This window comes from Marisediminitalea oceani (genome assembly GCF_003731635.1).
GTDB classification, from domain to species: domain Bacteria; phylum Pseudomonadota; class Gammaproteobacteria; order Enterobacterales; family Alteromonadaceae; genus Alteromonas; species Alteromonas oceani.
In genome coordinates this window covers 180,645-192,451 of sequence record NZ_RCUA01000020.1, presented here as the reverse complement: position 1 = coordinate 192,451, position 11,807 = coordinate 180,645, and the positions used below count along the sequence as shown (strand labels likewise).

Below are 11,807 nucleotides of genomic sequence, written 5' to 3'. Positions count from 1 at the left end.
ATCATGCTGTGTAGCGCGGGGAGTAGTGGGTTGCCAACGCTTTAAACGTGCAGGCTTACTGTAATTTGTTTTCGATACCAGTATAGTATCTGCCAATAACTCTTTAGAAGCATAAAGGATTTCAATATGTTGGAACGTAAGCTTGTATTTGGTTCATTACTTGTCGGGTTATCTGTGTCACTACTGTGGCCTGCGGCGGTAAATGCCGATGAAGCAGAGGGATTGCGCATTGCAACTGAGAGAAAGTCGCGTAATTCAGGGTGGGAAGACACCGTGGCATCAACAACTATGGTATTGCGTGATGCCCGGGGTAAAGAAAGTGAGCGTGAATTACGGGTTTACACCCTCGAAAGAGCTGATGAGGGCGATAAGTCACTGACCGTGTTTGAATCGCCAGCCGATGTAAAAGGGGCCGCGTTTTTGAGTTTTTCGAATACTCTGACGCCGGATGATCAGTGGATGTATTTACCCAAGGTTAAGCGGGTCAAGCGAATTGCCACCCAGAATAAGTCCGGTCCGTTTATGAGCAGTGAATTTGCTTACGAAGACATGACGTCTTTTGAACTGGAGAAGTTTAAATTCGACTACACCGGCGATGATGAATTTGACGATCAGGAAGTATTTGTAGTGGAACAAACGCCGGTGGATAAATATTCCGGTTATTCAAAACAAATTGCCTATATTGATCAAGAGCATTACCGCTTATTGAAGATGGATTTCTTTGATAAAAAAGGCGACTTGCTCAAAACTCTGATCCTGGACGATTACGAATTGTATCTCGATGCTTACTGGCGTCCGCATACGTCTGAGATGTTTAATGAACAAACCGGCAAAAGTACCGCCATGTACATTAACGATATTGAATTTAAAACCGGTCTGAAAGACAGCGATCTCGACAAAGACAGCCTGAAACGAGCCAGATAATATGAAACTAACCAATGTTGCGGGTCTGCTGCTGGCCACCGGACTCCTGTCGCAGAGCTATCCTGTAAACGCTGAAGTAGAATATTCCGGGGTGTTCACCGTTGAACAGCGCTTTTTTCTGCAGGACGCTGCTTTTCCTGAACAAGCCCGGGCACAAACCTCATTAACTGTGACACCAGAGGTGTTTTACGACTGGAATGATGGTTATGACAGGATAACCTTCAAGCCTTTTATGCGGGTTGATCAGTACGACGATGAACGAACTCATGCCGACATCCGCGAACTAATGTGGCTGCACGCGGCTGATTCCTACGAATTTAAAGCTGGTATTGGCAAGGTTTTCTGGGGCCAGACCGAGTCGCTGCATTTGGTTGACGTAATTAACCAAACCGATGCTGTTGAACGGGTGGATGGCGAAGAAAAACTCGGCCAGCCCATGGTCAGCGCTTCCTATCTGATGGAAAGCGGTGCGATTAGCGTATTTGTGATGCCTTATTTTCGTGAGCGTACCTTTGCCGGTGAAGAAGGGCGTTTGCGTCCGTTGGTGCCAATCAACAATGACAATGCTGTTTATGAGTCGGAAGACGAGCAGCAAAATATTGATTTCGCCATTCGCTGGCAGCAAACCCTGGGTGACTGGGAAGTAGGTCTTTCTTACTTTGACGGTACCAACCGCGAACCGCTGTTACTGGTTGATGGCGCCATCGAAACTAACGATTTATTGTTACGACCTTATTATCAGCAGATGCAGCAGGTGGGTGCAGATTTACTGTGGGTCAACGGTGCTATGTTGTACAAGCTTGAAGCCATTCACCGGAAAACTGACCTGCAGTCCTTTTATGCTGCAGTGGGCGGCTTTGAATACACCACAGTGGGAGTTTTCGATTCAGTGTACGACATTGGCTGGTTAATGGAGTACCAGTACGATGAACGCGATAACAGCTTTTTTGCACCGGCCCAAAACGATTTAATGGTGGGCTTGCGCTGGGTGTGGAATGATCCGGACGGTACCCAGGTTCTGTTCGGTTATGTTCAGGATCTTGATGATACCAACACCTACAGCGGTTTCGTTGAAGCATCCAGCCGTATGACGGATAACTGGAAATTTACTATCAATGGCTATTTTTTCTCTGCTGATTCGCCAACCGACCCGTACTATGTCGTACGCCGCGACGATCACCTGGAAATTAACGTTGAGTTTTTCTTTTAAATGATAGCCGGGAGAAGGTTTATGAAGTTGAAATCGCTGTTAGGGGGATTGCTGGCACTGGTTAGTGCACAGTCGGCCCACGCTATCGAACGAATGTATGGGGTCATTGGAGCCGGATACTCTGATCTGGAATACCGACAAGCTCAGGATGAAGCTTTCAGCTACAAGCTTGTGTTAGGTCATCAGTTCCACCGGCAGTGGTATGTAGAGGGCGGCTATTATCAACTGGCCGATGTGGATGCCCAAACCGATGGTTCTGATTTCGGCTTGCAGTCTGACGCTCTTTATCTTGGCGTGTTAGGAAAAGCATCCCATCCGGTTGGTGAGTTGTTTTATCGGTTGGGCGTTGCCAATGTTAGCGTGCAAAGCGCAGAACTCAGTGGCAGTGGTAATTGTGAGGTGGGCGCCGCAGTGGCTGCTGCCGGCTCGCAAACCATTTGTGCTTATGATGAAAGCGTTGCTGCAGGAATCATTGGTTTAGGCTTTGATTACTATGTGGCCACCAAAACGTTTATCCGCCTGGAAGCCGAATATTTACGCGGTAAAGATGGATTCGATGCCAGTTTTGTATCATTGGGTGTGCGCTATAACTTTAATTAGCGTCTGACACAGGACTTATACAAGACTAATCCTTTGTAATCTAAAAGGCACTTTCGATGGTATAAAAACCAGGAGGTGCCTTTTTTATGAAAAACGAAATCGATTCAAAATTTGTCCTGCGGGTGTTTGATAAAATCCGCCAGGAAGGCGAAGAACACGAGGGAAAGTACCGGCTCGAAGGGGTGGTGGCGTATACCGACTTTGATGGTTATACTCTTTTCATTAATGACGCTAAAGTGGCCATGCAATTTGGTTTCCACAACCAGTACCACTTTGATTATCAAAAATCCGACGACTTTGACGCTTTTGAAAAGAAGCTGCGTAATATCGATAAATCTTATTAAGTCAGTTTCTGCATCATGCATTGTGGGTAATGCATGCGCGGTAAGTATTCAAAAAGACTGACTTAAGCTACAATGCCGTCAAATTTTGGCGGCAGAGACAATTGCTCTGTTCGCTCGTTAAAGTGACAGAGGACCATCATCTTGGCTGTAGCAATTAAGCCGCCCAAATTTTCATTGGCATTTCTTGGACCCCGCTACTGGTTGGTCTGGCTTGGCGTTATCCTGCTTTATGTTGTTACCTGGTTGCCTTTGCCGGCAATTCGCGGGCTGGGTCGCGGTACAGGCTGGTTGTTGGGTAAATTAGCAAAGTCCCGGGTGAAGGTTGCCCGGCGTAATATCCAGCTTTGCTATCCGCAGATGTCTGCCGAAGCGCAGGAAAAGCTGGTAAAACACAACCTCCGGCGAGCCGGGATGGCTGTTTACGAAACCGCTATGGGCTGGTGGTGGCCGGATTGGCGGGTCAGAAAACACGGTACGGTTGAAGGCTTTGAACATGTTGAAGCTATTCTGGCGGCCAACAAAGGCGTGTTTGGCATGGCGCTGCACAACATGAACCTTGAATTTGCCTGCCGAATTTTAGGATTGAAATATCCGAGCATCGCTTTTTACCGCAAACACAATAACCCGCTGATGGACTATTTACAGTATCACGGCCGGGCCCGCTCGAATAAATATATGATCCACAAGCGCAATGCCCGGGCGTTGATAGCAGCCCTGGACCAAGGCGAGCTTTGCCTTTACTTACCGGATCAGGATTATGGTCGCAATCAAAGTATTTTCGTGCCCTTTGCAGGCGTAAAAGAAACGGCAACTACCACCGCTACGATGATGTTTATAAGGCGCACAAACAGTGAGCCGCTGATTGTGACATCCCAGTACGCCGAGAAAGGCTACAAAGTAAAGTTTTATCCACCCATGCCACAGTTAAAAGAACTTGAGGATGTGCCGGCCCTGACTTTACTTAATCAAAACATTGCCGATATTATAAATGAGCAACCTGAAAGTTACCTGTGGATGCACAAGCGGTTTAAAACCCGTCCGGATCCGAACGCACCGTCTTTATACAAGTAGGGTTGGTTCATAACCAAGCAAAGTGGTCATGAAAAGAAGTGGTACACTTAACGAGATAGCTGTAAATCAGCGGTAGCTGGTTTTATCGACGAGAAGCAGAGAGCCTGAATGAACAAAAAGCCTACCTCTACCCTTTTTTGGGCTAAACACCTTGGCCTGGCGCTGGCGGTGATTATTGTGGCGGGTATTGTTATTCACCTGCAAATGAATATGACATCCGCCCCAACACCAGTAGACGCGCCGGAAGAGCGCTCTGTAGCCAAAGGCTTGTCAGACTTTTACCGGGAATTCAGAATGACGGCCAATGAACCGGAGCGTTCTGAAGGGGCTGATATGGTGCTTGATCTCACACCTTCAGAACAAAGCCTTGATGATCGTCTGCAATCTATGTCGAGTGCGCTGAAGCCGGTGGATAGCCGCTGGGAAGGCGAATACAAATACCGGACTTTCCGGGCTGGGAACACGCTGCGCGAAGCGATTTCATCCTATGCTGAGCAGGAAGGCATGCAGGTCATCTGGGATTTGAATCAGGATTTTGTGATCAAGCACCAGTTCCAGATGGACAACACGGTTGCCGGTTCACTGGCAAAAATTGCCAGTGCCATCGACAGTAATTTTGAAGGCAAGGTGGCAACCTTCGTTTGCCCCAAACAACGCTCACTGGTGGTGACTGAAAAAGTCACCGAATATCTGAGCACGCAATGCAGCCGGGTGGGCAGCTAAAGCTGTCCTCAGGCCTGAGCAAATGTTTGTTGCCACTGTGTGGTAACAAATTTTCTTACCGCTTCCAATTCCTCATTACTGTGGGCAAATTTTTCACCCGCCAGGGTTAACTGATGGTAATGGTCCCGTAACGTTAAGTAAGCGTTTTGCAGGTTCTTAGCCGCGGTTTTTGAGATGAGTCCGGCTTGCTGGACATGCTCAATAATGCGCAGGTTATCCGGCCATTGTGTGAGTGCAGGGAACTGATGGGAATAACCGAGCACCCAGAATTGCACCATAAACTCAATATCGGTGATCCCACCTTCACACTGCTTGAGATCCAAGCCGCTGGCCTGATTATCGAGCAGGTGGTCACGCATTTTCAGGCGCATCTTAACCACTTCCTCTGCCAATGAGGGTAACTCGCGCTGGCGCTGCAATACCCGGTTTCTGACCTGCTTAAATGCTTCGAGCAGTAGCTCATCGCCCAGGATGCTGCGGGCCCTGACCAGCGCCTGATGCTCCCATGTCCAGGCTTCCTGCTCCTGATAGTGTTCAAAACCGCTCAAATGACAACACAACAGACCGGAGTTGCCGGATGGCCGCAAGCGCAAGTCGGCTTCGTAAAGCTGACCAGACAGGGTGCGGGTATTTAGCAGGTGCATGATGCGCTGGGCCAGTTTGATATAAAACTGTTGGGCAGAAACCTTTTTAGCGCCGTTGGTTTCGCTGTCCTGCGGGGCGTTATGAATAAATACCAAATCCAAATCTGAGCCGTAACCCAGCTCATAGCCCCCTAACTTGCCATAACCCACGATTAAAAAGCCGGTTTCATCCTGCTGCAGGTGCGATGGCGCGCCGAATTTCTCGGTTAATTGTTGCCAGGCTGACTTAAAGACCGCCTGCAGCAACACTTCGGCTAGGACGGTTAACTTATCGCTGACTTTAGCAATGGGCAACGAGCCCGAGATGTCGCTGGCCGCTATGCGCAACTGCTGGCAAAGCTTAAACTGGCGCCACTGCTCCATTAGCAGTTCAGTGTCATCGGGCTCTACCCGCAACAGACTCTGGCGCAGTTCATCGTTGTACTCTTCGTATACTACCGGCAAACTTGTTTGTTGCTGCTGCAGATAAAGTGGCGTAAGCAATTCATCAAGTAGGAGCGGAAAACTGCGGATCTGTTCGGTGATCCAGGCGCTTCGGGCGCACAGCTTAATAAGCTGTTTGAGGACATCCGGGTTCTCATGTAACAAATCGAGATAAGTGGTACGTCCGGTAATGGCGCCAATAACGCTGATCAGACGCGGTAGTAGCTGAGTGATGTTAGTGGGGCATTGGCGGAGCATGTAGTAAATCATCTCCGGCATGAGTTTGCCCAGCGTGTCTTCGCCGCGCTGACCGATGCGATGCCGGCTCAGCTGTCCTTTGAAATCTCTCAGTTGTTCAAACAGCACCATAGCGGAGCTCTCATCGAGGGTATCGCTTAGCAAGTCACAAAACTCGTTTTCGGATACTTCCAGCAACCAGGCATCTTTGCATCGGCTGAACAGTGAGTCCTGCTCCTGTTGCTCGTCACCGGGTTCGGATACTAACTGATTAAACTGCTCATGAACCCGCTCCATCACCACCATCAGGGCGGATAAGAAGGTTTGGTAATCAGGGAACGCCATGACCTTTGCTATGACTGCCTGCGTCCAGCTATTTTCGGGTAACAGCTGGGTCTGCTCGTCATTAAATTGCTGCAGGGTATGCTCTGCCTTGCGCAGAAAATAATAATCTTCCAACAGCTGGTTGATTGCCTGGGATTCGATAATCTGTAATTCCGCCAGGCGGGTTAGTACCGGGTGTAATTCCCGTGATTGTAGTGTTGTTTCGCGCCCACCGTGGATAAGCTGAAAGCTCTGGGCGAAAAATTCCACCTCACGAATACCTCCGGCACCCAGCTTGATATTGCCGGTTAAGCGGCGCCGGCGCAGCTCCTTGCTGATCAACCGTTTCATGTCGCGAATGGCGTCGATGGTAGTGAAATCCAGGTAACGTCGGTAAATAAAGGGCGCCAGTATGGCTTCCAGCTGGCTGGCATAGCGGGATTCAGGGTTGAGGATACGTGCCTTAATCATGGCGTAGCGTTCCCATTGGCGGCCCTGATCCTGGTAATAATCCTCCAGTGCTCCGAAATGCGCCACCAGCGGACCGCTGTCGCCAAAGGGACGTAAACGCATGTCTACTCTGAAGACCTGGCCTAAAGGTGTGGTTTTATTCAAAGCGGCAATGAGTCGTTGCGCAAGCTTGGTAAAAAACTGCTGATTCTCGATGGGTTTACGGGGATGATCGGTTTCGCCCTTATACGGATACGAAAAGATAAGGTCGATATCGCTGGAAAAGTTGAGTTCCTTGCCGCCCAGCTTACCCATCCCCAGGATCAACATAGGTTGAGGACCATCAGGGCCCTGCGGCACCCCGTAGCGCGCCGAGTGTGCCTGATAAAGCCAGTTGTACGCGGCCATAATTAGTGTGTCAGCCAGTTTGCTGGTTTGGGTCAGGGAGGTCTGAATAGATTGCTGGTTAGTGAGATCCCGCCAGGCGAGGGCTGCCATTTGCTCGGCCCGGAACAGACGCAGGGCGACCAACAGCTTTTCTTCACTGTCGACCTCCGTGAGGCGGGTTTCAAACTCGCTGCAAACCTGGTCAATATCAACCTGTTTATGCCACTGATGCCTAACAATTCGGGTAAACACGTCGGGTTTGGTCAGTGCGATCTCGGCAACAAAAGGGCTTAGCCCCAAAATCTCCGTGATGGCTTCCTGATGCTGGTTTAACCATTCTGCCGGATAATCGCTATCCTGCAGTTTTTGCCAGTTTTCGTCAGCATGTTGTTGAATAATCCCGTTTATTGTTTTTTCCGTAGACATATTAACTTAGGATAGTGTGTTGTGAGTGTGAGTCTGGCACAAAGGTGGCCTTGCCTCCAGTGTTATGAGTGGAAACTCAGCGCTGATTAACCCGGAGGTATCACACCAATTATGAACACAAATTAGAGGTGTAAATGGAGACATTGGTCAAGCTGGTGCCACTGGCCCGGGATTTATGGGTGTATGTAGCAATTGATGTGGGGCTGGCGCTGTTGTTATTGCTCGTTATGAAATGGCTGTCCCGCTCCCGGGCCAAAGTCTCGGTGAGTGACGAGTTAGGCGTTAAGGATAACTTTGCTTTTGGAATAAGCGTTGCCGGCGGTATGTTGTCGCTTTGTCTGGTTCTCAGCTCGGTAGTTGGCCGTCATGTAGGGCAGGGGTATGAGCAAGCCGCTATAGGCATGGTGATTTTTGGCATTATTGGTATTTTATTGGTTAAGATGGGCCGATTTGCCCATGATAAAATCGTACTCGATGCCGTGGATACCCAGCATAAAATTAGCGATCGAAATGTAAGTGTTGCGCTGGTGGATGCCTCCAGCCTGGTATCCAGTGCCATTATCTTACGTAGCATAATGGTGTGGGTCGACGGCAGCGATGTAAATGCAATGATTGCGATTGTTACAGGGTTTCTGGTGGTACTGACCATCCTGCTGATCATGACCCGAATTTATGAAATGCGCTATGCCATGCAAAACCAGAATCACTCCTTCCAGAGTGCGCTGGATACCGGTCAGTTAGCACTAGCTGTGCAGCATGCCGGCAACCTGTTGGGCACAGCGATTGTGGTGTCTTCTGCCGGGGCCCTGTTGAGCTACAGCCCGGAAGGCTATGTGAGTAATGTAACCGGCTGGTTATTGACTAGCGTAGTGTTGTCTCTGTTATTGTGGATCCTGGTTGCGTTCAGCAAGCGTGCCATCTTAAATGGTATTAATTACCAGAAAGAAGTGGATGAACAACATAATGTGGGCGTTGCCGCCGTGGAGCTCACGCTCAGTATCGGCCTGGCTATGATTATTAGCAGTGTGCTGAGTTCATCTGCCGGATAGCCTCGTTGGTCAGGCGGGTTGCCGGCACAGGTAATTCGCTTTCTGTTCTGACCAACGCTTCTTTAGCTTGCCGGTTGCGCTGCTTTATCCAGGCCTCCAGTCTGAGCGCCTGAGATTTATCGTTCACCTCAAAAATGCAATAAAAGGAAAGTGGTGTTTTGCCTCGCAGCGCCTTAGCCCCACCTTTAATTGCGCCACTGTGTTGCCGCATACGCCTTTTAGGGTCGGTGGTAATGCCGGTATACAAAGTATTACTGGCGGTTTTAAGTAAATATACGTACCACGGGGTCATGAGTTGGCTCTTCGTGTCTGATCACTGTTATAATCCCGCCATTAGTGTATCGAAAAAGACAGAAATGGCACTCCCGAATTTTAGTCAAATCAAAGTATTAGTTGTTGGTGATGTAATGTTGGATCGCTACTGGAGCGGTGCAACGGCAAGGGTATCACCTGAGGCACCGGTACCGGTGGTTAACATTAACGACGCGGAAGACCGCCCCGGTGGCGCAGCCAACGTGGCGATTAACTTATCTTCACTGGGGGCTAAAGTCACTCTTTTGGGGATGACCGGTAACGATGCAAATGCGGATGCACTGGAAAAACGGCTGCTCGGCTATGGTATTGATTGTCATTTCAGCCGCTGTGACGGTTTCGATACTATCACCAAACTCAGAGTCATGAGCCGTAATCAGCAATTGCTGAGAATGGACTTTGAACGCTCTTTTGCCGATGTGGATAAAACATCGCTGGAAAGCCAGTTCACCGCAGCCCTGGCTGAACATGATTTGGTGATCCTGTCTGATTACGCCAAAGGTGCGCTAAGTAACCCTGCGCGCCTCATTGAGCTCGCCAACGCCGAAAATAAACCGGTAGTGGTAGATCCCAAAGGGACCGATTTCAAAAAATATCATGGCGCTACGCTTATCACGCCTAACATGGCTGAATTTACCGCCGTTATGGGCGAAGTAAAAAGCGAGCAGCAACTGGTGGAACTGGCTAGTAAGCTTTGTTCAGAACTGGCACTGGATGCGTTACTGGTTACTCGTTCCGAACAGGGGATGACGTTGTTTACTCCAGGTGAAACCGAGTTTCACCTACCAGCCAAAGCCAAGGAAGTGTTTGATGTCACCGGTGCCGGTGATACGGTCATCTCGACACTGGCAGCTTGCATCGCGGCGGGAGAGAGCCTGCAACAGTCTTGCGTAATGGCAAATCTTGCCGCCAGTATAGTGGTGGGTAAATTAGGCACATCAACGGTTACAACCACCGAGCTTGCAGTGGCTGCCGGTCAGCACAATCATCCGGATGGCGGTGTGATGACAGAGGAACAGCTGGCCCTTGCCGTATCGGCGGCCAAACAGCGCGGCGAAAAAGTAGTCATGACCAATGGTTGCTTTGATATTTTACATGCCGGTCATGTGTCTTATCTGGATGCCGCAGCCAAGTTGGGCGATCGGTTGATTGTTGCGGTGAATACCGATGCATCGGTACAGGCATTAAAAGGTCCGGGGCGACCCGTTAATCCGGTACAACGTCGCATGGCGGTGCTTGCCGGATTGAGCGCAGTTGACTGGGTTGTGCCTTTCAGTGAGGAAACTCCACAACGTCTTATTGCCGGAATTTTACCGGATGTGCTGGTTAAAGGCGGCGATTATAAGGTTGATGAGATCGCTGGCGGCAGGGAAGTGCTGGATAATGGCGGTGTGGTGAAGGTATTGCACTTCGAAGAAGGGGTCTCCACCACTGGCATTATTGAGACAATTGTAAAGCAACAAAGTTATGGTAAATCCTGACGATTTTCAGTGTTGATTTAATGCACACTTTGGCGCTTTAGGATAAGCTAGGGAAAACGCGTTGGGCGCATAAGGCGCGGGCGCAATAACAGCGGTAGAAGCATTACATGTACGAAAGTTATTACGGACTTAACTCCAAGCCTTTTCAGTTGACCCCGGATCCCGCATTTTTCTTTGCCAGTAAATGGCATAAGCGTGCGATGTCCTATTTACAGTATGGATTATCTCAGGCTGAAGGCTTTATTGTGATCACCGGCGACATTGGTACCGGCAAAACTACGATTGCCAACAGTTTGCTGGCTGATATCGAAGACGATATTGTCGCGGCGCAAATTGTTACGCCCAAGCTGTCCCCGGATGAACTGGTGAAAATGGTGGCGGCCAAGTTTGAAATTGATGTGGCCGGCAAAACCAAAGCCGACATTCTTAAAGATTTGGAAGGTTACCTGTTTGCTCTCAGTGCCCAAGGCCGTCGCGCTCTGTTGCTGGTGGATGAGGCTCAGAACCTGCCGCTGGAGACCATCGAAGAATTACGGATGTTGTCGAATTTCCAGCAAGCCGGAAAGCCATTACTACAGAGCTTTCTATTAGGGCAGGAAGAGCTTCAGCCGATACTGCGGGCGCCCAATATGGAACAATTTCGCCAGCGGATTGTGGCCTCCTGCCATCTGGCACCACTGACGCTGGAAGAGGTGCAGTCATACATTGAATATCGTCTGCAGCATGCTGGTTGGAATGGATCTCAGCTGTTCTCCAGTGATGCTTATGAACACATCTACAAGTTTACCCGCGGCGTACCGCGTAAGATCAATACGCTGATGGACCGTATCCTGTTATTCGGCTTCCTTGAAGAACTGGAAGTTCTCGATGAGCAAGCCGTCGATTCGGTTATCGACGAGGTACGAGAAGAAATGTTTGTGCCAGACGCTCCGGAAGTAAAAGAGGATGAAGAGGTCAGCGAGGAAGTGTCGCAAGACGCTCCGGATAATAGTCAGGAGGCTTCGGAAAGTGTTCCTCGTCAGCGACTCATTACGCCTAACGGAAACGAAGTGAAGGACGCTGAGTATTACAAAGCGATGTTAGGGGAGTTGGTAGATGCTCTGGACGATGCCATCAGCCACAAGATTAAGCTGACTCAATACATCGACAAGCTGCTGAAGAAAAAGTACCGGACGTATGTGCGACTCAAGTCGGATGATTAA

Annotated in this window: 11 protein-coding genes; 9 read left to right on the top strand and 2 right to left on the bottom strand. The window is 49.4% G+C overall.

The window, feature by feature from the left end; genetic code table 11:
- Positions 1 to 126 precede the first annotated feature (126 nt).
- The 6 genes from D9T21_RS07620 to D9T21_RS07595 all read left to right on the top strand — a co-directional run bounded on the left by D9T21_RS07620 (position 127) and on the right by D9T21_RS07595 (position 4,872).
- Positions 127 to 924 carry an outer membrane lipoprotein-sorting protein gene (locus D9T21_RS07620; RefSeq protein ID WP_123324434.1) on the top strand — a complete coding sequence of 266 codons (798 nt, stop codon included), beginning with the start codon at positions 127 to 129 and terminating at the stop codon, positions 922 to 924.
- A gap of 1 nt (position 925) precedes the next feature.
- Positions 926 to 2,134, top strand: coding sequence for a TonB-dependent receptor (locus tag D9T21_RS07615; protein WP_241155658.1), 1,209 nt, complete (start codon positions 926 to 928; stop codon positions 2,132 to 2,134).
- A gap of 21 nt (positions 2,135 to 2,155) precedes the next feature.
- The gene (locus tag D9T21_RS07610) at positions 2,156 to 2,734 is read left to right on the top strand and encodes an outer membrane beta-barrel protein (protein ID WP_164464608.1); all 579 of its coding nucleotides are present in this window, start codon (positions 2,156 to 2,158) and stop codon (positions 2,732 to 2,734) included.
- Positions 2,735 to 2,820: 86 nt separating this feature from the next.
- On the top strand, positions 2,821 to 3,078 hold the full coding sequence (locus D9T21_RS07605) for a DUF3081 family protein (RefSeq protein WP_123324432.1): 258 nt from the start codon (positions 2,821 to 2,823) through the stop codon (positions 3,076 to 3,078).
- 141 nt (positions 3,079 to 3,219) lie between these two features.
- On the top strand, positions 3,220 to 4,149 hold the full coding sequence (gene lpxL / locus D9T21_RS07600; RefSeq protein ID WP_123324431.1) for an LpxL/LpxP family Kdo(2)-lipid IV(A) lauroyl/palmitoleoyl acyltransferase: 930 nt from the start codon (positions 3,220 to 3,222) through the stop codon (positions 4,147 to 4,149).
- Positions 4,150 to 4,257: 108 nt separating this feature from the next.
- Complete coding sequence (locus tag D9T21_RS07595; protein ID WP_123324430.1) at positions 4,258 to 4,872, top strand: TcpQ domain-containing protein; 615 nt, start codon at positions 4,258 to 4,260, stop codon at positions 4,870 to 4,872.
- A gap of 8 nt (positions 4,873 to 4,880) precedes the next feature.
- Here the strand turns inward: D9T21_RS07595 and glnE are convergent, their stop codons facing one another.
- The gene (gene glnE / locus D9T21_RS07590; protein ID WP_123324429.1) at positions 4,881 to 7,763 is read right to left on the bottom strand and encodes a bifunctional [glutamate--ammonia ligase]-adenylyl-L-tyrosine phosphorylase/[glutamate--ammonia-ligase] adenylyltransferase; all 2,883 of its coding nucleotides are present in this window, start codon (positions 7,761 to 7,763) and stop codon (positions 4,881 to 4,883) included.
- Positions 7,764 to 7,897: 134 nt separating this feature from the next.
- Here glnE and D9T21_RS07585 point away from each other — a divergent pair, with 134 nt between their 5' ends.
- On the top strand, positions 7,898 to 8,812 hold the full coding sequence (locus D9T21_RS07585) for a DUF350 domain-containing protein (protein WP_123324428.1): 915 nt from the start codon (positions 7,898 to 7,900) through the stop codon (positions 8,810 to 8,812).
- Here D9T21_RS07585 and D9T21_RS07580 read toward each other — a convergent pair.
- Complete coding sequence (locus tag D9T21_RS07580; RefSeq protein ID WP_123324427.1) at positions 8,781 to 9,104, bottom strand: GIY-YIG nuclease family protein; 324 nt, start codon at positions 9,102 to 9,104, stop codon at positions 8,781 to 8,783. The genes D9T21_RS07585 and D9T21_RS07580 overlap by 32 nt on opposite strands.
- A gap of 64 nt (positions 9,105 to 9,168) precedes the next feature.
- On the opposite strand from D9T21_RS07580, the gene hldE reads away from it, so the two are divergent.
- Positions 9,169 to 10,605: a bifunctional D-glycero-beta-D-manno-heptose-7-phosphate kinase/D-glycero-beta-D-manno-heptose 1-phosphate adenylyltransferase HldE gene (hldE, locus tag D9T21_RS07575; RefSeq protein ID WP_123324462.1), complete on the top strand. Its 1,437-nt coding sequence runs from the start codon at positions 9,169 to 9,171 to the stop codon at positions 10,603 to 10,605.
- A gap of 107 nt (positions 10,606 to 10,712) precedes the next feature.
- Complete coding sequence (locus D9T21_RS07570) at positions 10,713 to 11,807, top strand: XrtA/PEP-CTERM system-associated ATPase (RefSeq protein ID WP_123324426.1); 1,095 nt, start codon at positions 10,713 to 10,715, stop codon at positions 11,805 to 11,807.